The organism is Ancylobacter moscoviensis, from assembly GCF_007559435.1.
In the GTDB taxonomy this organism is placed as follows: Bacteria; Pseudomonadota; Alphaproteobacteria; order Rhizobiales; family Xanthobacteraceae; genus Ancylobacter; species Ancylobacter moscoviensis.
Genome location: NZ_VMBP01000002.1, coordinates 132,475 through 154,335 on the forward strand (window position 1 = coordinate 132,475; position 21,861 = coordinate 154,335).

The window sequence follows — 21,861 nt, forward strand, 5'->3', positions numbered from 1 at the left end:
TGAATCAGTGGGATGGGAGAAGTGGGCGAGGGTGCACCGCGCGTCACGCCCTCGCCTGAGGACGCGCGACATCCGGCGGGCTGTGGCGCGGCTCCTTGCCCTCGGCGGCGCAGCGGCGGTCGAAATCCTCCTGCGCGGCGGCGATCGCGCCGAGATTGGCCTGCGCCCATTGGCCGAGCGCCATGACCGGCTCGCGCAGCGAATGGCCGAGCGGCGTCAACTCGTAATCGACCCGCGGCGGGATGGTCGGGTAGACGGTGCGCGAGACCAGCCCGTCGCGCTCCAGACCGCGCAGGGTGAGGGTGAGCATGCGCTGCGAGATGCCGTCGATCATGCGCTTCATCTCGTTGAAGCGGCGCGGCCCGTTCGCCAGCAGCATGACGATCAGCACGCTCCATTTGTCGCCGATCCGGGCAAGCAGGCGGCTGACCTTGCGGCAGTCCTCGCTGTGGAAATGTGGATGTGCCTCAGTCACTTCGGTGTGCCTCGGTATGGAGCATGTGCGTTCTTGTGGAATGTAGGGATGGGCACGTAATTAGTCCAGGTAACAAAACGTAACCTAGGAAATCACAGGTCCCATCATGTCGAACGGCACGCTCCTGCACATCGACTCCTCCATTCTCGGCGGCCATTCGGTGAGCCGTCAGGTCACCTCCGCCATCGTCTCGCGGCTCACCGCCGCCGATCCCTCGTTGAAGGTGGTCTATCGCGATCTGGCGGCTGATCCGCTGCCGCACGCGACGCCCGCTAGCATGCCGGCCGACCACCCGCTCTCGGGCGGGCAGGGCGACGCGGCGAGCCAGCAGGCGCTCGACGACTTCCTCGCCGCCGACATCGTGGTGATCGGCGCGCCGATGTATAATTTCTCGATCCCCACCCAGCTGCGCGCCTGGATCGACCGCATCCTCGTGCCCGGCAAGACCTTCGCCTACAACGCGGACGGCACGGTGGTGGGCCTCGCCGCCGGTAAGCGGGTGATCGTCGCGCTGGCGCGCGGCGGCCATTACGGCAACAACGCCGCGGCGGCGGCTGGCGAGCACGCCGAAACCTATCTGCGCTGGGTGTTCGGCTTCATCGGCATCACGCCGGAATTCATCGCCGCGGACGGCATCGCCGCCGGCCAGCGCGACGCGGCGCTGGAGGGCGCGCTGAAAAGCGCGGCGGCGCTGAAGGCGGCGTGAGGGCTGTCCTCTCCGACGACCGTCATCCCCGGGCCTGGCCCGGGGATCCACGTATTGGACGAGCCCCATCAAGGCATGGATGGCCGGGTCAAGCCCGGCCATGACGATCTTCCCTTCGGGAGTGTCGGAACGTCCTACTCCGCCGCGTGGCTGTCGAGCTGGTCGAGCGATTCGTGCACCATCGCCGCCTTGTGGCGCAGGTGCTCCTTGAGGATGGTGCCGAGCCGCACGCCGTCGCGCGCCTTCAGCGCGGCCATCATCTCCTCGTGGTCCTGCACCGCCTCGCGCCAGCGTTCGCTGGACTTCTGGGCGATGAAGCGCACCGCGTGGATGCGTACCATGAGGGTCTGGTAGAGCTGGCTGAGCGCGTGGTTGCCGGCGAGCTCGAAGAATTTCTCGTGGATCGCCCGGTTCAGCCGCAGATAGGCGGCGGGGTCGCCGGCCCGATAATACGCCAGCATCTCATCGTGCATGGCCTGCACGCTCGCGACGTCGGCATCGCTGGCGCGGGCGCAGGCGGCCTCGCCCGCCACCGCTTCCAGCGCGCCCATGATCGGGAAGAGCTCGTCGACCTCTTCGGGCGACACGCGCGCGACGCTGGCGCCGCGATTGGGCGAGAGAATCAGCAGCCCCTCATTGGCGAGCACCTTGAGCGCCTCGCGCAGCGGGGTGCGGGAGACGCCGAAGCGCTGGCACAGGGCCTGTTCGGAGATCTTGTCGCCGGCCTTGAGATCGCCGCGCATGAGCATGTCGCGCAGCTGCGCGGCCAGCTCGTCATGCAGGCTGCGGCGCGGAATGATGGCCGTGTCCGACATCGCCATGCGGCGGCTCTCCCAGATGCCGCGCTCCCGGCGCGGCATGACATTTCCCAACGCCCCTTAAATCGCTCCGGCCGGCGGATTTCGCAAGCCGGCCGGAGCGGAAGGGCTTACGCAGCGGCGCGCAGCGGGTTCGAGGCGCACTCGGCGAGGTAGTCCATCGCCGCCTGCGCGCCGCCCTTCTTGTGCGGGACGCCGGCGAGGGCGAGGCCCATCTCGACGCCCGACAGCGCGCCGAGGATGGTCAGGTCGTTGGTGTCGCCGAGGTGGCCGATGCGGAAGACGCGGCCCGACAGCTTGGTGAGGCCGGTGCCGAGCGACATGTCGAAATGGTCGAGCGTCTTCTCGCGGAAGGCGTCGGCGTCATGCCCCTCGGGCATCAGCACGGCGGTCAGCGAGGACGAGTAGTACTTCGGATCGCGGCACAGAACCTCCAGGCCCCAGGCGCGCACCGCGCGGCGGGTCGCCTCGGCGTGGCGGTCGTGGCGGGCGAAGACGTTGTCCAGCCCTTCCTCGTGCAGCATGTCGATGGCCTCGGCGAGGCCGTAGAGCAGGTTGGTGCCGGGCGTGTAGGGGAAGTAGCCCTTCTCGTTGTGGGGGATCATCTCCTCCCACGACCAGAACAGCTTCGGCATGGTGGACTTCTTGGCTGCCGCCAGCGCCTTGGGCGAGAGGGCGTTGAAGGACAGGCCCGGCGGCAGCATCAGGCCCTTCTGCGAGCCGGAGACGGTGACGTCCACGCCCCATTCGTCGTGGCGATAGTCGATCGAGGCCAGCGAGGAGATGGTGTCGACGAGGAGCAGCGCGGGGTGGCCGGCATTGTCGATGGCCTTGCGGACCTCGGCGATGCGCGAGATGCAGCCGGTCGAGGTCTCGTTATGGACGACGCAGACCGCCTTGAACTCGTGGTTCTTGTCCTCGCGCAGCCGGGCCTCGATGGCGTCGGCGTCGGCGCCGATGCGCCAGTCCGAGGCGATAAACTCCGGGTGCAGGCCGAGCTTGATCGCCATGTTCTTCCACAGCGTGGCGAAATGGCCGGTCTCGAACATCAGCACCTTGTCGCCGGGCGAGAGCACGTTGGCGAGCGCGGCCTCCCAGGCGCCGGTGCCGGAGGCGGGGTAGATGATGACCGGATTGGCGGTCTTGAAGACGCTCTTCATGCCTTCCAGCACGCGCTTGCCGAGCTTCTGGAACTCGGGACCGCGGTGGTCGATGGTCGGCATGTCCATCGCCCGCAGGATGCGGTCGGGCACCGGGGTCGGGCCGGGAATCTGCAGGAAATGACGACCCGCGACCCGGGCGGCATTGCTGGACATCGGTGTTCTCTCCCTTGGCGGCGCGGCGATCAGACGCGCCGGTTTGTGCACATGAGGCCGGGGATGCCATTCCCCGCACCCTTGATCTTGCATAAATGAATTATGAATGCAAAATGCGATCAAGTCCACGGGGCGTTCACGGGATTTGTGAGACGGACGCACCGAGGGACGTGAGGGAGTGAAAGCATCATGGCGGCACGACTGGCGCCCGGACTCGAGCGGCGCCTGAAGGCGGAAGTTTCGGGAGATGTGTGGTTCGACCGCTTCAATCGCGGGCGCTACGCCACCGACGCCTCGTTCTATCAGATCATGCCGCTGGGCGTTGTCGTGCCGCGCACCACGGAAGAGGCGGAGCGGGCGATCGCGCTGGCGCGCGCCGAGGGCATTCCCGTCACGCCGCGCGGCGGTGGCACCTCGCAATGCGGGCAGACCATCAACGAGTCGCTCGTCATCGACGGCTCCAGGCACCTCAACCGCATCCTCGAACTCGACGTCGAGGGCCGGCGCTGCGTGGTCGAGCCGGGCATCGTGCTCGACGATCTCAACCGCCAGCTCAGGAAGCATGGCCTGTGGTTCCCGGTCGACGTCTCCACCGCCAGCCGTGCGACCATCGGCGGGATGACCGGTAATAACAGCTGCGGCGGGCGTTCGCTGCGCTACGGCACGATGCGCGACAACGTCATCTCCATCGACGCGATGCTCGCGGACGGCGCGAAGGCGCATTTCGGGCAGGTGGACCACAATCTCGCGGACCTGCCGGCGGACACGCCGCTGGCGCCGCTGGTGCGCGATCTGCTCGACCTCGGCGCGCGCGAGGCGGGCGAGATCGCCGACCGTTTTCCCCGCGTGCAGCGCCGCGTCGGCGGCTACAATCTCGACGCGCTGGTGCCGAACGAGCGCGGCTACAACCTCGCGCACATTCTCGTGGGCTCTGAGGGCACGCTCGCCTATTCGACCCGCGTCGAGCTGAAGCTCTGGCCGCTGATCGGCAAGAAGGTGATCGGTGCCTGCCATTTCGGCAGCTTCTACGCGGCGATGGACGCCGCCCAGCACCTCGTGAAGCTCAAGCCCATCGCGGTCGAGCTGGTCGATGCGACGCTGCTCGCGCTGGCGAGCGAGATCCCGATGTTCCAGGCGACGCTGAAGCAGTTCGTGCGCGGCACGCCGGACGCCATCTTGCTGGTGGAGTTCGCCGAGGACGAGGCCGAGAACGCGCGCCGGCTGAAGCTGCTGGAAGACACGATGGGCGATCTCGGCTTCGGCTGGGACCGCGCCGGGGCCAAATGGGGCGGTGTCGTGCCGGTGCACGAGGCGGGGTTGCAGGCGGCCATCGCCGATGTGCGCACCTCTGGCCTCAACATCATGATGTCGATGAAGCAGGCGGGCAAACCCGTTTCCTTCGTCGAGGACTGCGCCGTGCCGCTGCCGCATCTTGCCGACTACACGGCGCGGCTGACGGAGGTGTTCGAGAAGAACGGCACCAAGGGCACCTGGTACGCTCACGCCTCCGAGGGGTGCCTGCATGTGCGCCCGGTGCTGAACCTGCGCCTCGAGAAGGACGTGAAGGCGATGCGCGCCATCGCCGAGGAAGCCTTCGCCATGGTGCGCGAGTACAAGGGTTCGCATTCGGGCGAGCACGGCGACGGCATCGTACGTTCCGAGTTCCACGAGACGATGTTCGGCACGCGCCTCGTGCGCGCCTTCGAGGAGGTGAAGGACCGCTTCGACCCGAAGGGGCTCTACAACCCCGGCAAGATCGTGCGGGCGCCGAAGTTCGACGACCGCAGCCTGTTCCGCTACGCCCCCGACTACAAGGTGGAGCCGATCAAGGCGGCGCTCGACTGGACGGGCTATTCCGGCGAGGGCGGCGGCCTGCAGGGCGCCATCGAGATGTGCAACAACAACGGCGCCTGCCGGAAGGCGGTCGCCGGGGTGATGTGCCCGAGCTACCGGGTGACCCGCAACGAGCGCGACGTGACGCGCGGGCGCGCCAACACGCTGCGCCTCGCCATTTCCGGCCGCCTCGGCCCCGATGCGCTCGCCTCCGACGAGATGATGGAGACGTTGAAGCTCTGCGTCTCCTGCAAGGGCTGTCGGCGCGAATGCCCGACCGGCGTCGACATGGCCAAGATGAAGATCGAGGCGCTGGCGGCGCGGGCGAAGGCCAAGGGCATCACCCTGCACCAGAAGCTGGTCGCCTATCTGCCGCGTTATGCGGGGCTGGCCTCCCGCGTGCCGTGGCTGTTGAACCTGCGCGACGTGCTGCCGGGGGCGGCGAAGCTCTCGGAGGTGGTCGCCCAGTTCAGCGCCCGCCGGACCCTGCCGCGCTGGCGCGCCGATGCCTTCCGCGAGGACCAGACCGAATTCGGGCCGGCGGACGGGCACGAGGTCGTGCTGTTCGCCGACACCTTCAACCGCTGGTTCGAGAAGGAGAACATCCTCGCCGCACTGGAGGTGCTGACCGCTGCCGGCTACCGGGTTCACATGCCGCGCCCGGCGGACGGCGCCAAGCGCGCGCTGTGCTGCGGGCGCACCTTCCTTTCCGCCGGCCTCGTCGACGAGGCGAAGGCGGAGGCGCGGCGGGTGGTCGAGACTTATGCGCCCTTCATCGCCCGCGGCGTGCCGGTGGTCGGGCTGGAGCCGAGCTGCCTGCTCGCCTTTCGCGACGAACTGCCCTCCATGCTGCCGGGCGAGGCGACGCAGCGCCTTTCCGCCCATGCGCTGCTGATCGAGGAATTCATCGCCCGCGAGATCGATGCCGGCCGCTTCGACCTGCCGCTGGCGCCGGTGGCCGAAAAGGCGCTGCTGCACGGACACTGTCACCAGAAATCCTTCGGCGCCATGGGCGCGGTGGAGAAGGCGCTGCGGCTGGTGCCGGGGCTCCATGTCGAGGTGGTGGAATCGAGCTGCTGCGGCATGGCCGGGGCGTTCGGCTATCACGCCGAGACCATCGACACCTCGCTCGCCATGGCCGAGCTCTCGCTGCTGCCGGCCGTGCGCGAGGCGGAGCCCGGCACGCTGGTGGTCGCGGACGGCACGTCCTGCCGCCACCAGATCCATGACGGGGCGGAGCGCGACGCGATCCACGTCGTCGAGGTGCTGGCGCGCAGCGTCGCGGCGGCACGCTCCGGCGGCGCGGCGCGCCAGCTGGAGGCGGCGGAATAGCGGCGAAAAGTCCGCTTGATTTAAACAGTTCCGTTTTGCATTATGAATGCATAACGCAAAAATGCGTAAGACTAAGAACACAGCAGGAAACGCTTTGGACGCCCGGAACCAATCGGGCGCCGCTCACAAGAGAGGAATGACGCATGTTCGAGAGCCTCGTCTCTAAACGGGCAGCCGTGCTCGCGGCCTGCCTTTCCGGGCTCGCCCTGTCGCCCGCCATTTCGCCCGCGTTCGCGGCCTGGCAGCCGACCAAGCCCATCGAGATCATCGTGCCCGCCGGCGCCGGCGGCGCCTCCGACCAGATGGCCCGCATGATGCAGGCCGCGATCCAGAACAATAAGCTCTCGCCCACCCCGGTCGTGGTGACGCTCAAGGGCGGCGCCAATGGTGGCGAAGGGCTGATGGACATGCTGGCGAGCGCCGGCGACCCCTACAAGATGGTCATCTCCAACTCGGCCATCTACACGCTGCCGCTGGCCAACAAGCTGCCCTTCGACTGGCGCAAGCTCACGCCGATCAGCATCCTCGCCTTCGACAATTTCGTGCTGTGGGTGAACGCCAACGCCCCCTATGCGAATGCGCAGGAATTCCTCGCGGCGGTGAAGAAGGAGCCGGCCGGCTCGTTCAAGCTCGGCGGCACCGGCTCCAAGCGCGAGGACCACATCCTGGCCGCCGCGGTCGAGCGGATCGCCGGGGTGAAGTTCAGCTACATCCCCTACAAGTCGGGCGGCGAGGCGGCGACCCAGCTGGTCGGCGACCACATCAAGGCCAACGTCAACAACCCGTCCGAGAACATCGCCGTCTGGCGTGCCGGGCAGGTGAAGGCGCTGTGCGTCTTCGACAACGAGCCGATGAACTATGAGGCCAAGGTCACCGCCGATCTGTCCTGGAAGGACATCCCGACCTGCAAGTCGCAGGGCGTCGACTTCCAGTGGATCATGCTGCGCGGCGTGTTCCTGCCGTCCGGCGTGACGCCGGACCAGGTGGCATTCTATCAGGAGCTGCTCGGCAAGCTCGTCGAGACGACCGAGTTCAAGGAATATCTCGAGAAGCAGGCGCTGAAGCCCTCCGACCTGAAGGGCGAGGAGATGGTCAAGTTCCTCGAGAAGGACGAGGCCCTCTACAAGGACCTCATGACCCAGTCCGGCTTCGTCGCCACCAACTGATGAGCCTGCGTGCCGGCGCACCCTTTGCGGGCGCCGGCATCGCTTTCGTCTGCTGCCGTGCCGGCCCGACGGGCTTCGCAATGAGAGGCGCGCACATGCGCGGCGCCGCGACCCCGCCGCCTCCCGGCCGGCCCCTTCTTCTGGAGAATACCGATGTCCGATGACCCGAACGCGGAAGTCGATCCCGCTCTGGTGTCGACGCGCAGCGTCGAAGTCGTGGTGATGGCGCTTCTTCTGTGCGTCGCCGTCTTCCTTGGCTGGGACAACTGGCGGATCGGGGCCGGCTGGGCGCCGGACGGGCCGCAGGCGGGCTACTTCCCGTTCTACCTCTCGGTGCTGCTGGGCGGGGCGAGCCTCGTCGGCATTGCTTCCGCGCTGCGCAGCGAGGAACTGCGGGACGAGATCTTCGTCGGACGTTCGGCCTTCGGGCGCGTGCTGCGCGTGTTCATTCCGACGATCCTCTTCGTCCTCCTGGTACAGCTCCTCGGTCTTTACGTCGCGAGCTTCGTCTTCGTCTCGGCGTTCATGATCTTCATCGGCAAGCTGTCGGTCTGGAAGTCGATCCTGACCGGCCTGATCTTCTCCGGTCTCATGTTCTACATCTTCGACATGCAGTTCAACGTGCTGCTGCCCAAGGGTCCGCTCGAAGCGGCGTTCGGTTTCTAGAGGAGGGCCCCATGGAAGCACTCGACTCCCTGTTTCACGGCTTCGGCGTCCTCCTGACCGCCCACAACATGATGCTGATGCTGGTCGGCATCTGCCTCGGCATCCTGGTGGGCGTGCTGCCGGGCCTCGGCGGACCGAACGGCGTGGCGATCCTGTTGCCCCTGACCTTCACCATGGACCCGACCTCGGCCATCGTGCTGCTGTCCTGCATCTACTGGGGGGCACTGTTCGGCGGCGCCATCACCTCGATCCTGTTCAACATACCGGGCGAGGCATGGTCGGTAGCGACCACCTTCGACGGCTATCCCATGGCGCAGAAGGGCGAGGCGGCCGAGGCGCTCACCGCCGCCTTCACCGCCTCCTTCGTCGGCTCGATCGTCGCGGTGATGCTGATCACCTTCCTCGCGCCATGGATCGCCAGCTTCGCGCTGCGCTTCGGCCCGCCGGAATTCTTCGCGGTCTATCTGCTGACCTTCTGTTCCTTCGTCGGCCTTGGCAAGGAAGCGCGCCACAAGATCATCATCTCGCTCACCATCGGCTTTCTGCTGGCGGCGGTCGGCATGGACACGGTGTCGGGCGAGCTGCGCATGACCTTCGGCTCGATCGAGATGCTGCGCGGCTTCGACTTCCTCGTCGCGGTGATCGGCCTGTTCGGCATCTCCGAGATCCTGCTCGCCATGGAGGAGCATCTCGCCTTCAAGGGGCAGGAGGCGAAGATCCGCCTCTCGGTGGTGTGGCGCACCTGGCTCACCCTGCCGCGCTACTGGATGACCCTGCTGCGCTCCTCCGCCATCGGCTGCTGGCTCGGCGTAACGCCGGGCGGGGCGATCGCGGCCTCCTTCATGGGCTACAACCTCGCCAAGCGCTTCTCCCGCGACGGCGCCCAGTTCGGCAAGGGCAAGATCGAGGGCGTGCTGGCGCCCGAGACCGCGGCGCACGCGGCGGGTACCTCGGCGCTGCTGCCGATGCTGGCGCTGGGCATTCCCGGCTCGGGCACGGCGGCGGTGCTGCTCGGCGGCCTGATGGTGTGGGGCCTGCAGCCCGGCCCGCTGCTCTTCGTCGAGCAGAAGGACTTCGTGTGGGGCCTGATCGCCTCCATGTATCTCGGCAACATCGCGGGCCTCATCATCGTGCTCGCCACCGTGCCGCTCTTCGCCTCGGTGCTGCGCGTGCCCTTCGCCACCATCGCGCCGATGATCATCGTCTCCTGCGCGGTCGGCGCCTTCGCGGTGCAGAACGCGATGTTCGACATCTGGCTGATGCTGGGCTTCGGCATCGTCGGCTACGTGTTCAAGAAGATCGGCATCCCGCTCGCGCCGATGACGCTGGCGCTGGTGCTCGGTGACAAGGCCGAAGACGCCTTCCGCCAGTCGATGATCGGCCTCGACGGCGGCATCGGCATCTTCTGGTCGAACAAGCTGGTGGGCACGATCACCACGCTGGCCTTGATCATGTTGTTCTGGCCGCTTATCGGGAGGGCGATCGACATGATCCGCGGCTCCGGGCACGCCTCGCCCGCGAGCGCGGCCAGCAGCGAGAGCAGCCGCCCATGACCCTGAGCCTGAAAGCCGCCCAGACCATCCTCTCCACCGCCCTCGACCATTGCCGGCAGGGCAACTTCAAGCCGATGGCGATCGTCGTGCTCGACGCGCGCGGCGCCGTGAAGGTGTCGGCTGCCGAGGACGGCACCAGCCTGAAGCGCTTCGAGGTCGCCCACGGCAAGGCCTATGGCGCGCTGTCGCTCGGCATGGGCTCGCGCTCCATCTTCAAGCGGGCGAAGGAGCAGGCCTTCTTCGTCGCGGCGGTGAGCCACGTCGCCGGCGGCGCGCTGGTGCCGGTGCCGGGCGGCGTGCTGATCCGCGACGCGGGCGGCGAGGTGATCGGCGCCGTCGGCATCTCCGGCGACACGTCGGAGAACGACGAGGCGGCGGCGACCGCCGGCATCGTGGCTGCCGGGTTCTCCGCCGATCCGGGCACCGACTGACGCCTCATTCTTCTTTCGTGAGGAACGCCGGGGCGCGCCATGGGAACGTGGTGCGCCCCTTGCGCGTTAGGTCGTCGGATACCGCATGATGCGGGTGCTTGCTGGCGCGGAAGAAACCGTCGATCCGCCGTTTTCCCGACCGATTTCATTCAGCAAGCATTCATCGACACTTCGCTACCACTTCGGTAACGGAATGTATTACGGAGGAATGCCGCGATGAAGAAGTTGACGCTTGCTCTCGCTGCCGCTGCGACCCTGGTGACGTCCAGCGTTGTTCCCGCCATGTCTGCGCCATGGAAGCCGTCTGGCCTGAGTGCTCCCGGTTCCAATGTGGAGCAGGTGCGCTATCGTCGCGGCTATTATTACAATGGCGGCCGCCACTATTATAATGGCCATCGCGGTTACAACTATTACCGCCCGGGCTATCGCAACTATAATGGCTGGTGGTATCCCGCCGCTGCCTTCGCGGCCGGTGCGCTGATCGGTGGCGCCATCGCCGCCCAGCCGGCGCCGGCCTATCCGGCCCCGTCCTATGGGGCGGGCGGCGTCAACGCGCATGTTCAGTGGTGCGCCAACCGCTATCGCTCCTATCGGGTCTCGGACAACACGTTCCAGCCCTATGGCGCCCCGCGCCAGCAGTGCGTCTCGCCCTACTGAGCCGGAACGCATTGGAAGATACGAAAGCCCGGCTCCGGCCGGGCTTTCTGCTTTTGGGTGCCGGCTGCCGCATGGACGACGAGGGTGGACGGCAAGGTTGAACCCGCCGCCATCCGCGCATTACAAGTCCCCGACGCGGCGGGTTTTCCCGCCGCGATCCCGGGCCGGAACGAGCGCAATGGCGTTGTCCTACAGGGCGGATATCGACGGGCTGCGGGCAGTCGCGGTCCTCGCCGTGCTGTTCTTCCATGCCGGCGTCGCCGCCGTGCCGGGCGGCTATGTCGGCGTCGACGTCTTCTTCGTCATCAGCGGCTACCTGATCACCGCCATCCTGCGCCGCGAGGCGGAGAGCGGCGCGTGGTCGATCGCCCGCTTCTACGAGCGCCGCATCCGCCGCATCCTGCCGGCGCTGATCGTGATGAGCGCGGTCACGGTGTTGCTGGCCGGCGTCTTCCTGCTGCCGACGATGAACCGCGACGTGCCGAAGCAGGCGATGGCGGCGCTGGGCTTCGTCGCCAACATCTATTTCTGGCTCACCTCGGATTATTTCGCGGCGGCGGCGGAGACCAAGCCGTTCCTGCACACCTGGTCGCTCGGGGTGGAGGAGCAGTTCTACCTGTTCATGCCGCTGGTCATGCTGGCCGTGGCCGGATGGGGGCGGCGCCAACAGATCGTCGTGCTGTCGGCGCTGGCCGCACTGTCGCTCGGCCTGTGCGTCGCGCTCACGCCGCGCCACCCGGAGGCGAGCTTCTATCTCCTGCCGATGCGGGCCTGGGAACTGCTGGCCGGGGGGCTTCTCGGCTATCTGCCGTCCGGCGGGCGGCCGCGCTGGCTCGACCAGATGCTCGCGAGCGCCGGGCTGCTGATGCTGGCCGGCGCGATCTTCCTCTTCGACGACACGACGCCTTTCCCCGGCTATGCGGCCATCCTGCCGGTGCTCGGCGCGGCGCTGCTGATCCTCGCCGCGCCGGGAACGTGGGTGGGGCGCTTCCTGTCGGCGCGGGCGATGGTCGGGATCGGGCTCATCTCCTACTCGCTCTATCTCTGGCACTGGCCGATCACCGTCTTCGCCCGCAGCGGGGCGGTGGACCTCGGGCGGGCCGAGCCGGTGATCATCCTCGGCGTCTCCCTGCTGCTCGGCTATCTCTCGTGGCGCTTTGTCGAACAGCCCTTCCGCGACCGCACGGCCATGCCGACGCGCCGGCTGCTCGCCGCCACGGCGGTGGGCGTCGTGGCGGTACTGGCGGCCGGGGGCGTGCTGCGGGCGGCGCGGGGCAATCTCGGCGGCCTCGACGCGCAGCAGATCACTTTCGACCGGGCGCGCTACGACATCAGCCCGCTGCGGCTGGACTGCCATATCGCCTCCGGCATCGGCCGTCCCGGCGGCTACTGCACGCGCGGCGACGGGACGAAGGGGGAGGTGACGGTGTGGGCGGACAGCCATGGGATCGAGCTGTCCTCGGCGCTGGCCGATCTCGGCTACCGCGTCACCATGATCACCTATTCGGCCTGCCCGCCGGCGCTCGGCTACGCGCCCGCGCCGCGCCCGGACTGCCGGGCGCACAATGACCGGGTGCTGGCGGAGCTGTCGGCCGGGAACGGCGGGCCGGTGGTTCTGGCCGCTCACTATCGCGTCCTGCAGCCGGAAGCGCTCGCCGGCATCGTCACCACGGCCAACGCGCTGGCGGAGCGGGGACGCGAGGTCGTGCTGATGGGGCCGATGCCGAGCCCCGGCTACGACGTGCCGACCCATCTCGCCTTCGGGCGGGAGGCGCGCTTCCGGGCGGCGGATGACGGGTTCGAGGCGCTGCTCGCCGGGCTCGATCCGCGCGTGCGGGTGCTGCGCCCGGCCGATGTGTTCTGCCAGGACGGCGAGTGCTCGATGCTGGCGGAGGGCAAGCCGCTGCTGTTCGACGACAATCATCCGAGCCTGACGGCGGCGCGTCTGCTCGCCGCCCGGCTGCCGGACGCGGCCGTGGCCGAGCGGCAATAGGACCCTGACTCAGCGCGCTGTCGTGGGCACCAGCGTATCGCCCGGCGCTGCCGCCGGCGCGTCGGCGCTGTCCGGCCGGCTCAGATGGCTGAGAACCATGCTGAGCGCGAAGAGCACGCTCATCATCACCGCCATGCGGGTCATCAGTGCGTGGGTGCTCGCATAGCGGGTCGGGCGATGGCGGCGGTGGCGCAGGGGATGCTGTTCGTTCGGATACATGATGTTCACACCGGATGAAGCGCGCGCTCATGCGTGCCGGCAAGGGCGGCGAGCGCGACGCGGATGGCGGAGGCGGCGGCCGGCGTTGCCGCCGTGAGCGGCAGACGCGGCGCGGGGCTGAAGATCGGCGTCAGCAGCGAGATGGCGTATTTGACGCCGACCGGCTCCGGCTCGAGGTCCAGCGCGTGCTGGAGCGTATCGAGCGCCGCCGCCAGCGCGGCGACGTCCTTGCCGCGCCCGGCGAGCCGGTGTTCCCACAGCCTCACGCACAGGTGCGGGGCGATGTTGGCGGCGAGCGACAGGCAGGCGCGCGGCGGCCGGAGGCCGGGCAGGAAGGCGGCGAGGCTGCCCGGCGCGATGCGCCAGAGCCGCTCGGTGCAGACTTCCGCGACCGCCCGCTGCCGGCAGAGATCGTCGCTCTCGTCGAGCAGCGCGAAGATGCTGGGAAGCTGCCCGAGCCGGTCGAGGGTCTCGGGCGCCAGCGTCACCTGCGTGCGCTGGGGCGCGTTGTGAAGGATGAGCGGCAGGTCGACGGCTTCCGCGACCGCCTTGAAATGCCGGTACATGCCTTCCTGCGAGGGCTTGTTGTAGTAGGGCGTCACCAGCAGCGCCGCCGAGGCCCCGGCATCGCGCGCCGCGCGGGTGGCGAGGATGGTCGCCTCGGTGGCGTTGGTGCCGGTGGCGGCGATGACCGGGACGCGCCGGCCCGTCGCCTCGACGGCGACGCGGATCAGCCGCTCCTTCTCGCGCGGCGTCAGGGTGGGGCCCTCACCGGCGATGGCGCCGGTGACGAAGCCGCTCACGCCGGCGGCGAGCAGCGTCTCGACGTGGTGGGCGAAGGCGTCCTCGTCGATCATGCCGGCGAGGAAGGGAGTGACCAGAGGAATAAGGGTGCCGCTGAGCATGGGCGGCCTCCATCACAGGGCAAGCGACAGCGGGCGGCGGGCGAGGCGCACCGCGCGGCGGCGTCCGCCGCATTCGGACGTGGCGTAGTGCAGGGCGGCTTCCCTGGAACGGAAAAAGCCACCACCGCGTCCGTGGAGTTCGATGGCGACCCACCGACCGAGGGCATCCCTGCCGACGGCGAAACGCAGGCGGTTGGCGATCGGGTTGAGACGATCGGCGACCATGCATTTGAGAGTGCTCATGTTTCCATGCCGGGTACGCGGCGCGGGATGTGCGCCGCATCCCGAAAGCTAGGCAGGGCCGGCTCAAGGAGCGATGGGAAGATGCGGCGCCTTACATAAAGACGGCATAAGCCCCGCCGCTCTTTTCCCGCGCCTTATGCCGGCGGCGGTAAAACCGCATCGACGCCTTATGCGCCCGTGCCGCACGGGTGTCCTCCCGCAAGCAGGGGAGGCGCCGATGATGAGCCTGATGAGCGTATGGCGGATGCTGTTGCGCGTGTTCGAGCCCGGACGGAGTGAGGTCGGGGAGCATGTTCCGGTCCGACGCCGGCGAGTGCCGTAGCGTCCGGCGCGCGGCTGGGGTACCTCTACGGACCATGGTCCGCGCCTATACCGTCGCCCTGCTCACCATTCTCGGCTTCGCGCTGTTTCCGGTGCTGTCGGTGCTGATCGTCTCCCTCGTCGCTGGCGCGGCGGGGTGCTCGGTCAATGAGGGGAGCGTTACCCCGTGCGTGATCGCCGGCGTCGACGTGGGCGGGCTGCTCTACACGATGGGCGTTCTCGGGTGGCTGATGATCGCCACCATCCCTGTCGGGACGATGCTGCTGGCCGGCTGGCTCGCCCTGCTGCTCGGACATCTCGCCTGGCGGCACTTCCGGCGAAAGGCCAAGCCGGGTGCCGCACCGGAGCGCACCGATCGGCAGGCGTGAAATGTTCTGGTTATCTCAAGGAGTTAAGTGGTAGCGGGAGAGGGACTTGAACCCCCGACCCCAGGATTATGATTCCCGTGCTCTAACCAGCTGAGCTACCCCGCCACGACGCGCCGGCAACGAGGCCAGCACGCAGAGTGGCGCGATATAAGGAAGGGGGCCGGATGGTGTCAAGGCGGGAAAGCCGGCATCGCCCGCGGATATCCCGCCAATCCCTACCAATGTGCCGCCGGGGCTGTGCCGTCGAGGACCTCGTCGATGCGTCGGCGCGTCGCCGGCGAGGTGTCGTCGGGCAGGGCGTGCGGCGCGAAGAAGCCGATCTCGGCGATCTCGCGATTCGGGACGGCGGCGATCCCTTGCTCGAAACGCTCGATCACATAGACGACAACGTGATCGCGCGCGGCGAGATGCCGGTTGAGCAGCAGCCCGTGCAGGCGCGGCGGGGCGAGGGGCGTCACCGCCGCTTCTTCCTGAAGCTCGCGGATGAGCGCCGTTTCGGCGGTTTCGCCCGGCTCGACGCCGCCGCCCGGCAGGTGCCAGCCCGGCACATAGGTATGGCGCAGCAGCAGGATGGCGCCGCCCTCGTCGATCACCACGCCCCGCACGCCGAGCGTGACGCCGCGGGTCAGCCGGCCCCAGCGATGCAGAAGGCGCGTGAGCAGACGCCGGGACATCGGCATGGGCGGGGGAGTGGCGGCGGTGCCGCTGGGAAAGCGTTCCATCCGCTGTCGCGGGCTGGTAAGGAAGTCCTTGTGTTTGTCCTCGCCCATCTCACCGACGCCCATCTGGGACCGCTTCCCCGCGCGCGCTTCGCCGAGCTTGCCGGGAAGCGCGCGCTTGGCGTGCTCAACTGGCGGCGCGGGCGCCAGCACCGATTCAACATCGCCACCATCGACCTGCTGGTGGCCGACATCAAGGCGCAGGCGCCGAACCACATCGCGGTCACCGGCGATCTGGTGAATGTCGGCCTCGCGGCCGAATATCTCACCGGTCTGAACTTTCTGAAGTCGCTCGGCGGCGGGGCGGACGTGACCGTGGTGCCGGGCAATCACGACGCCTATGTGCGCTCCACCGCTCATCATTCGCTGCTCAACTGGGGCGACTATATGCGCGGCGACGGGGTGAACGGCGACGTCACCGCCGAGAGCGCCTTTCCCTTCGTGCGCCGGCGCGAGGGCGTGGCGCTGGTCGGCGTCTCGACGGCCATTCCCACCCGGCCCTTCATGGCGACCGGCAAGGTCGGGCGGGCGCAGCGCGAGCGGCTGGCCCACGTACTGGATGGCCTCGCGGAGGAGGGGCTGTTCCGCGTGGTGATGATCCATCACCCGCCCTGCGGCGTGCGGGCCGGGCACAAGCGGCTGATCGACGAGGAGGCGGTGCGGGAGGTGCTGGCGCGCCATGGCGCCGAGCTCGTCATCTGCGGCCACGACCATGTGCAGATGGTGGAGATGCTTCCCGGGCCGCATTCCGCGCTGATCCCGGTGGTGGAGGCGCCGTCCTTCGCCGCCGGGCCGGACGACCGGCATTGGCCGGGCGGGTATCACCTCTACCGGATCGAGCGGGTGCCGGGGGCGCCTTTCCCCTGGCGCTGCACCATGGAGGCGCGCGGCTTCCAGCGCGGCGATCCGACCGTGGCGACGCGCAGCGTGCGGGTGCTGACGGAGCCCGTCAGCGCCGGCTGATCCATTCAGCGCGGGCGTGGGCCGTTCAGCGCAGGCTGAATTCCGGGTGCAGCACCGCCAGCGCCAGCATCGCCAGGGCGCCGATGATGATCCCCAGCACGAAAGGCAGGACCGCGCGGCGCCAGCCGCCGGTCGCAGCCGGCGCCGGTTCGGGTACGGGATGGTGCGGTGTGGGATGCGGTTCGGCCGTCGTTTCCGGCGGCACGTTGACCGCCACCATCGCCTGCTCGCGGGCGATCAGGCGCCGGGCGACATAGCGCGTCACTGCGTCGACGATGTCATAAGGATTCGCGCTTTCCGCCAGCACACGCCGCCCGGAGCGGGTGTCTTGCAGGAAGCGGTAGGTGCGATGGTCGCGAGCGAGTGTCACATGGGCCACCATGTCGACGAACAGGCGCGGTGTCTCGCCGGGCATCAGACCCCGGTCGAAGAGCTCGGCATGCTCCAGCGGCACCTCCGTGAAGATCGGGTCCAGCAGCTCGTTGAGCATGGACAGCCGGGTGAGGCTGGCGTCGCGCAGCTCGACGATGACGCCCGAACGCTCCGCCGCCTCCACCCGCGCGGCGCGGATGGCTTCCCGCAGCGACAGGCCGGGCGTATCGCCGCGCAAGCGCTCGCTCTCGTCCATTCGCCCCGGATCCCCGTTTACTGCCGCCTGCGGCGCACACGCCTTCCTGCACATCATAGACCGATGCGGTTAATGGGCCGTTCGTGCCGCACGATGCTGCACGTGCTCGCGGAAGGGATTATGAAACGGGAAGGGAAGCGCCGGCAGGCAGGGTTCCACGCGCCGGGATTTGAGGACCGTATGACGCGAAGCTTCGAGATTCCGCCGGGCGTGGTCGCACCGGACGATTATGAGCCGCTGGCCCGCGAGCGGCTGACCCCGGAGGCCTATGCCTATTACGCCGGCGGCGTGGCGGACGAGATCAGCGTGCGCTGGAATCGCGAGGCCTTCGAGCGGCTGAAGCTCAGGCCGCGCGTGCTCGGCGACTTCACGGATGGCGGCACCGGCCTGACCTTGTTCGGCCAGCCCTTCGAACACCCGATCCTGCTGGCCCCGGCGGCGCATCACGGGCTCGCCGTGCCGGAGGGCGAGATCGCCACGGTGGTAGGGGCGGGCGGCGCCAAGGCGGGGATGATCGTCAGCACGGAATCGGATTTCACGCTGGAGGAGATCGCCCGCGCCGCCCGCACGCCGGTGTGGTTCCAGCTCTATATCCAGCACGACCGCGGCTTCACGGCCGATCTGGTGCGGCGGGCCGAGGAGGCCGGCTACGGCGCGCTGGTGGTGACGGTCGACGCGCCGGTCTACAGCCTGCGCAACCGCGAGCAGCGGGCCGGCTACCGGCCGCCCAAGCTTTCCGAACACGCCAATATGCGCGGCCTCCACACCAACTACGTCGCCGAGGCGGCGCTGGGCGAAAGCCTGATGTTCCGTGGCTATCTCGACGTTGCCGCGCGCTGGGCGGACATCGCCTGGCTGCGCTCGATCACGCGGCTGCCGATCCTTCTGAAGGGCATCATGACGCCGGAGGACGCCGAGCGCGCCATTACCCATGGCGTCGACGGCATCGTCGTCTCCAACCATGGCGGCCGGGTGCTGGACACGTTGCCCGCCAGCATCGAGGTGCTGCCGTCGGTGGCGCAGCAGGTGGCGGGCCGCGTGCCGATCCTGATGGATGGCGGCATCCGGCGCGGCACGGACGTGTTGAAGGCGCTGGCGTTCGGCGCCTCGGCGGTGCTGGTGGGGCGGCCCTATCTCTACGCGCTCGCCGTCGCGGGCCCGGCGGGCGTCGCCCATGTGCTGCACCTGCTGCGCTGCGAATTCGAGGTGGCGATGGTACTGACCGGCTGCCGCACGCTGGCGGATATCGGGCCGGACGTCATCTGGCGGGGCTGACCGCGCGGGCCGCCAGGTCGTGGCGCCGAACTGTTAGCAGAAACGGTCGCTGTTTCTGAAAATGATTATAAACGGCTGTAGGCCGTATTTACTTGGCTCTGTTTGTGCTAATCTACGCGTCCTGTTTGGGGAAGGGGCTACGTAGTATGGCTATCGAAAGTCTTATCGCCGAGATCATTGGCGGTGCCATCGGCGGCACGGCCGGCGGCAAGGTCGTCAAGGATTCCGACCTCGGCAACATCGGCAACCTGATCGCCGGTGCCATCGGTGGTGGCGTGGGCGGGCAGCTGCTCGGCGGTCTTCTGGGTGCGGCCGGCGGCGACGCCGCGGGCGGCCTCGACATCGCCGCGCTGGCGGGTCAGCTGGTGGGCGGCGGTGTCGCCGGCGCGATCGTGCAGATCGTCGTCGGTCTCATCAAGAACAAGCTGCTGGCGAAGTAATTCGCTTTCCGGACGGGACGGGCGCTCTGCCCGTCCCGTCCGGGAGCCGCGAGAATATGAGAGGCGGTGGTCGTCTCGGCCGCTGCGTTTCCGCTTGTGTCTGCCTGATGTCATCTGAGCCTTGCTCCTTCACAGGGCGAGGCGGATGAGGACGGGCTGTGTTGGCTGGGCTCCGGCCCGGGCATCCTGGTCAATGTACCTCTGGCCGATGCGGCCGTTGGCCGGGCGATCAGTAGAGCGTGGCGCGGTAGCGCTCCAGCATTTCCGCCTGCGTTTCCGCCGTCGCGAGGCCGAGTTGGTCGCGCAGGATCTCGCCCATGCTGGGCAGCCGCTCGCGCGGCAGGAAGCGCTCCGGGTCCCAGGCGCGCGAACGCATCAGCGCCTTGGCGCAGTGCATGTAGGCCTCCTCGATCTCGATCCGCAGCACGGTGGCGGGCCGGCGCCCGTCGATCTCGAAGCGGGCGAGAAGGTCGGCGTCGTCGCGGATTTCCGCCCGACCGTTGACCCGCAGCGTCTCGTCGACGCCGGGAATGAGGAAAAGCAGCCCGATCGCCGGATTGGCGAGCAGATTGGTGAGCGTGTCCAGGCGGTTGTTTCCCGGCCGGTCGGGCAGCAGCAGCGCGCCCGCATCCTCGACCTGAACGAAGCCGGGCGCGTCGCCGCGCGGGGTGACGTCCGCCCGCCCGTCGGCCCCGAAACTCGACACCATCACCAGCGGCGAGAGGCCGATGAAGCTGCGGCAATGAATGTCGAGCGCCGGCAGCACCTTGCGACGGCTGCGCTCGCGCATCTCAGCATAGAGGGCGCGAAGCTCTTCGGGGCGAGTGATGCGAGCCATGGGGCGTCCTCTCAGGTCTTGACCACGAGCTGCACGCGGTCGGCGGAGAAGCGCGCCCGTGAATACTGGATCGGCCGGCGCTGCGCATCTCCGTTTATGGCGTCGATCACCATCACGGTGCGGCCTGCGGGCAGGCTGAGAAGGCGGCGTTCTTCCTCGTCGGCGAGGCGGGCGGTGATGCGCGTCTCCAGCCGGCGGTAATCGCCGAGGCCGAGCGTTTCCAGCGCGCGCGTCACCGAGCCGGTGGCGGCGACCAGAAGGTCGAGGTCGCGGCAGCGCCCGGCCTCGTACCAGTGCGAGCCGATGGTGATCGGCACGCCGTCCGCCTCGCGGATCATGTCGACCCGCAGCACCTCGTCGCCCGGCGCGAGGCGCAGCGCTTCGGCGATCTCCGCCGTCGCCGGCTCGATGCGCGAGCCGATGAGCCGGCCGCTGGGGGCGCGCCCCTCCCGCGAGACGATCTCGGAAAAGCGCGTGCGCGCGCCGATCGGGTAGCGGATGGGCGGTTCCTTCACGAAGGTGCCGCGCCCCGGCGTGGCCTCGACGAGCCGCTTGTCGGTGAGCATGGCGAGCGCGCGGCGCAGCGTGTGGCGGTTCACGCCGAAGCGTTCCGACAGCTCCATTTCCGTGGGCAGGCGCGTGCCGGGCGCGAGGCGGCCTTCCACGATGTCGGCCTCGAGGCGTTCGACGATCTGCTTCCAGAGGGCGACGCCGGTGCCGCGCGCGACATCCTCGCCGGGATCGTCGCCGGGCGGGTCGGCCGGGAAGGGCTGATGCGTCACGGCGCTGTCGTCGGTCTCGCTCATATTTCCACCGCGGTGCAAAACTGCGCTTGCCTGTTTGTATAGATCAATATACAAATCCGCCGAAAAGTAAACGCCCTTCACGGCGCGGCAGGCACGGATCCCCAGATGCAGTCTCCCGAACAGAAAACCAGTGACGGCAACGCTTCGCGTGCCGCCCGGCAAGGTGCCATGGCGCTGCTGGCACGGGCGGAAACGGGCGAGCTGGACGCCATGCTGGCGCGTCTCGCGCCGGTGCCGTCGGCGTCCGATCTGAAGCCGCCGGAGGTCGGGCTGGTCATGCTGCGGGGACGAACCGGCGGCGACGGCGCGCCGTTCAATCTCGGCGAGGCGACGGTCGCCCGCGCTGCGGTGCGGCTGGAGGGCGGGGCGGCCGGCTTCGCCTACCGGCTCGGCCGCGATGTCCGCGCGGCGCGCGCCGCCGCGATCCTCGACGCGCTGTGGCAGGACGCCGGCCGGCGGGCTGCGGTGGAAGACACGCTGGCGCCGGTGCGCGAGCGACTGTCGGCAGAAGCCGACGCCGTGCGGGCTGAGACGGCGGCGACCAAGGTCGACTTCTTCACTCTCGTGCGTGGGGAGGACTGAGATGTCCGCACAACGCGCAGAAACCGTTCCGGCGAAGGGGTTCGACGATCCGGTCTTCGACGGGCAGGCGACGTTCCGTGCCGCCATGTGGGCGCTGGCCCGGCCGGGGCGGGTGGAGGCGGTGAGCGCGGCGCTGGAGCCGCCGGCGCCGCTTTCCCGCGAGGCGGCGGCGCTGGTTCTGGCGCTGTGCGATTACGAGACGCCGCTCTGGCTGGACGCGCGGCTTGCCGGCGTGCCGGCGGTGGCGGCGTTCCTGCGCTTCCATACCGGCGCGGCGATCGTCGAGGATCCCCGCGAAGCGCGCTTCGCGCTTGTCACCGATCCCCGGGAAATGCCGGATTTCAGGGTCTTTGCGCAGGGGGCGCCGGATTATCCCGACGCTTCCGCGACGCTGATCGTGCAGGTGGAGGCGTTCGGCGACGGGCTCACGCTGGAAGGACCGGGCATCGAGGGGCGGGCGGCCTTCGGCGCGGCGCCGCTGCCGGCGGATTTCGTCCCCCGCATGGCGGCCAACCGGGCGCTTTTTCCGCTTGGTGTCGACCTCCTGCTGGCGGGTGCCGGCGGGGTGGCGGGGCTGCCGCGTTCCGTGACGGTGAAGGAGGGCTGAG

General features: G+C 68.7%; 24 protein-coding genes and 1 tRNA gene. 14 read left to right on the top strand and 11 right to left on the bottom strand.

Going from position 1 to position 21,861, the window contains the following annotated elements; translation table 11 throughout:
* Nucleotides 1-43: 43 nt before the first annotated feature.
* On the bottom strand, nucleotides 44-475 hold the full coding sequence (locus tag FO470_RS06775) for a winged helix-turn-helix transcriptional regulator (RefSeq protein ID WP_144342199.1): 432 nt from the start codon (nucleotides 473-475) through the stop codon (nucleotides 44-46).
* A 106-nt stretch (nucleotides 476-581) separates the two neighbouring features.
* On the opposite strand from FO470_RS06775, the gene FO470_RS06780 reads away from it, so the two are divergent.
* Nucleotides 582-1,181: an FMN-dependent NADH-azoreductase gene (locus FO470_RS06780; RefSeq protein ID WP_144342200.1), complete on the top strand. Its 600-nt coding sequence runs from the start codon at nucleotides 582-584 to the stop codon at nucleotides 1,179-1,181.
* Between the two features lie 134 nt (nucleotides 1,182-1,315).
* On the opposite strand, the gene FO470_RS06790 is transcribed toward FO470_RS06780, so the two are convergent.
* Both FO470_RS06790 and FO470_RS06795 read right to left on the bottom strand, forming a co-directional pair.
* Nucleotides 1,316-2,041, bottom strand: a complete 726-nt coding sequence (locus tag FO470_RS06790) for a GntR family transcriptional regulator (protein ID WP_244616728.1) — start codon at nucleotides 2,039-2,041, stop codon at nucleotides 1,316-1,318.
* Between the two features lie 68 nt (nucleotides 2,042-2,109).
* Nucleotides 2,110-3,315 (bottom strand): pyridoxal-phosphate-dependent aminotransferase family protein, encoded by a 1,206-nt coding sequence (locus FO470_RS06795; protein ID WP_144342201.1) that lies wholly within the window; start codon nucleotides 3,313-3,315, stop codon nucleotides 2,110-2,112.
* 189 nt (nucleotides 3,316-3,504) lie between these two features.
* Between FO470_RS06795 and FO470_RS06800 the strand changes: the two genes are divergently transcribed.
* From FO470_RS06800 to FO470_RS06830, 7 genes are all read left to right on the top strand, one after another.
* Nucleotides 3,505-6,480 carry an FAD-binding and (Fe-S)-binding domain-containing protein gene (locus FO470_RS06800; RefSeq protein ID WP_144342202.1) on the top strand — a complete coding sequence of 992 codons (2,976 nt, stop codon included), beginning with the start codon at nucleotides 3,505-3,507 and terminating at the stop codon, nucleotides 6,478-6,480.
* Nucleotides 6,481-6,623: 143 nt separating this feature from the next.
* The gene (locus FO470_RS06805) at nucleotides 6,624-7,646 is read left to right on the top strand and encodes a Bug family tripartite tricarboxylate transporter substrate binding protein (protein WP_144342203.1); all 1,023 of its coding nucleotides are present in this window, start codon (nucleotides 6,624-6,626) and stop codon (nucleotides 7,644-7,646) included.
* Nucleotides 7,647-7,799: 153 nt separating this feature from the next.
* Nucleotides 7,800-8,312: a tripartite tricarboxylate transporter TctB family protein gene (locus tag FO470_RS06810; protein WP_144342204.1), complete on the top strand. Its 513-nt coding sequence runs from the start codon at nucleotides 7,800-7,802 to the stop codon at nucleotides 8,310-8,312.
* 11 nt (nucleotides 8,313-8,323) lie between these two features.
* Nucleotides 8,324-9,865, top strand: coding sequence for a tripartite tricarboxylate transporter permease (locus tag FO470_RS06815; protein ID WP_144342205.1), 1,542 nt, complete (start codon nucleotides 8,324-8,326; stop codon nucleotides 9,863-9,865).
* Nucleotides 9,862-10,296, top strand: a complete 435-nt coding sequence (locus FO470_RS06820; protein WP_144342206.1) for a GlcG/HbpS family heme-binding protein — start codon at nucleotides 9,862-9,864, stop codon at nucleotides 10,294-10,296. The genes FO470_RS06815 and FO470_RS06820 overlap by 4 nt, the downstream gene beginning before the upstream one ends.
* Before the next feature lie 216 nt (nucleotides 10,297-10,512).
* Nucleotides 10,513-10,953, top strand: coding sequence for a BA14K family protein (locus FO470_RS06825; RefSeq protein WP_144342207.1), 441 nt, complete (start codon nucleotides 10,513-10,515; stop codon nucleotides 10,951-10,953).
* A 178-nt stretch (nucleotides 10,954-11,131) separates the two neighbouring features.
* The gene (locus FO470_RS06830; RefSeq protein WP_186291875.1) at nucleotides 11,132-12,946 is read left to right on the top strand and encodes an acyltransferase family protein; all 1,815 of its coding nucleotides are present in this window, start codon (nucleotides 11,132-11,134) and stop codon (nucleotides 12,944-12,946) included.
* 9 nt (nucleotides 12,947-12,955) lie between these two features.
* Here FO470_RS06830 and FO470_RS06835 read toward each other — a convergent pair whose 3' ends face one another.
* From FO470_RS06835 to FO470_RS06845, 3 genes are read right to left on the bottom strand one after another with little or no spacing between them, the layout of a single operon-like run.
* A complete protein-coding gene (locus FO470_RS06835) occupies nucleotides 12,956-13,165 on the bottom strand; it encodes a hypothetical protein (RefSeq protein ID WP_144342209.1) in 210 nt (69 codons plus the stop codon).
* 5 nt (nucleotides 13,166-13,170) lie between these two features.
* Nucleotides 13,171-14,070, bottom strand: coding sequence for a dihydrodipicolinate synthase family protein (locus FO470_RS06840; protein ID WP_144342210.1), 900 nt, complete (start codon nucleotides 14,068-14,070; stop codon nucleotides 13,171-13,173).
* A gap of 12 nt (nucleotides 14,071-14,082) precedes the next feature.
* Nucleotides 14,083-14,313, bottom strand: coding sequence for a hypothetical protein (locus FO470_RS06845; protein WP_244616726.1), 231 nt, complete (start codon nucleotides 14,311-14,313; stop codon nucleotides 14,083-14,085).
* 356 nt (nucleotides 14,314-14,669) lie between these two features.
* On the opposite strand from FO470_RS06845, the gene FO470_RS06850 reads away from it, so the two are divergent.
* Nucleotides 14,670-15,002: a hypothetical protein gene (locus FO470_RS06850; RefSeq protein ID WP_210244911.1), complete on the top strand. Its 333-nt coding sequence runs from the start codon at nucleotides 14,670-14,672 to the stop codon at nucleotides 15,000-15,002.
* A gap of 28 nt (nucleotides 15,003-15,030) precedes the next feature.
* Here FO470_RS06850 and FO470_RS06855 read toward each other — a convergent pair.
* A tRNA-Met gene (locus tag FO470_RS06855) sits at nucleotides 15,031-15,107 on the bottom strand.
* A 110-nt stretch (nucleotides 15,108-15,217) separates the two neighbouring features.
* Entirely contained in the window at nucleotides 15,218-15,724 is a 507-nt protein-coding gene (locus tag FO470_RS06860; protein WP_246659502.1) for an NUDIX domain-containing protein, read from the bottom strand.
* A gap of 30 nt (nucleotides 15,725-15,754) precedes the next feature.
* Between FO470_RS06860 and FO470_RS06865 the strand changes: the two genes are divergently transcribed.
* Nucleotides 15,755-16,684, top strand: a complete 930-nt coding sequence (locus FO470_RS06865; RefSeq protein ID WP_144342212.1) for a metallophosphoesterase family protein — start codon at nucleotides 15,755-15,757, stop codon at nucleotides 16,682-16,684.
* A gap of 25 nt (nucleotides 16,685-16,709) precedes the next feature.
* On the opposite strand, the gene FO470_RS06870 is transcribed toward FO470_RS06865, so the two are convergent.
* Entirely contained in the window at nucleotides 16,710-17,312 is a 603-nt protein-coding gene (locus FO470_RS06870) for a hypothetical protein (protein ID WP_144342213.1), read from the bottom strand.
* A gap of 180 nt (nucleotides 17,313-17,492) precedes the next feature.
* Here FO470_RS06870 and FO470_RS06875 point away from each other — a divergent pair, with 180 nt between their 5' ends.
* Both FO470_RS06875 and FO470_RS06880 read left to right on the top strand, forming a co-directional pair.
* Nucleotides 17,493-18,587, top strand: a complete 1,095-nt coding sequence (locus FO470_RS06875) for an alpha-hydroxy acid oxidase (protein ID WP_144342214.1) — start codon at nucleotides 17,493-17,495, stop codon at nucleotides 18,585-18,587.
* 146 nt (nucleotides 18,588-18,733) lie between these two features.
* Complete coding sequence (locus tag FO470_RS06880; RefSeq protein WP_186291876.1) at nucleotides 18,734-19,027, top strand: hypothetical protein; 294 nt, start codon at nucleotides 18,734-18,736, stop codon at nucleotides 19,025-19,027.
* A gap of 229 nt (nucleotides 19,028-19,256) precedes the next feature.
* On the opposite strand, the gene FO470_RS06885 is transcribed toward FO470_RS06880, so the two are convergent.
* Together FO470_RS06885 and phnF are read right to left on the bottom strand one after the other, a co-directional pair.
* Complete coding sequence (locus tag FO470_RS06885; protein WP_144342215.1) at nucleotides 19,257-19,865, bottom strand: pyridoxamine 5'-phosphate oxidase family protein; 609 nt, start codon at nucleotides 19,863-19,865, stop codon at nucleotides 19,257-19,259.
* 11 nt (nucleotides 19,866-19,876) lie between these two features.
* Nucleotides 19,877-20,671, bottom strand: coding sequence for a phosphonate metabolism transcriptional regulator PhnF (gene phnF / locus FO470_RS06890; RefSeq protein WP_144342216.1), 795 nt, complete (start codon nucleotides 20,669-20,671; stop codon nucleotides 19,877-19,879).
* A gap of 105 nt (nucleotides 20,672-20,776) precedes the next feature.
* Between phnF and phnG the strand changes: the two genes are divergently transcribed.
* Together phnG and phnH are read left to right on the top strand one after the other, a co-directional pair.
* Nucleotides 20,777-21,253, top strand: coding sequence for a phosphonate C-P lyase system protein PhnG (gene phnG, locus FO470_RS06895; RefSeq protein ID WP_144342217.1), 477 nt, complete (start codon nucleotides 20,777-20,779; stop codon nucleotides 21,251-21,253).
* Between the two features lies 1 nt (nucleotide 21,254).
* Entirely contained in the window at nucleotides 21,255-21,860 is a 606-nt protein-coding gene (gene phnH, locus FO470_RS06900) for a phosphonate C-P lyase system protein PhnH (protein WP_144342218.1), read from the top strand.
* Nucleotide 21,861: the final 1 nt, after the last annotated feature.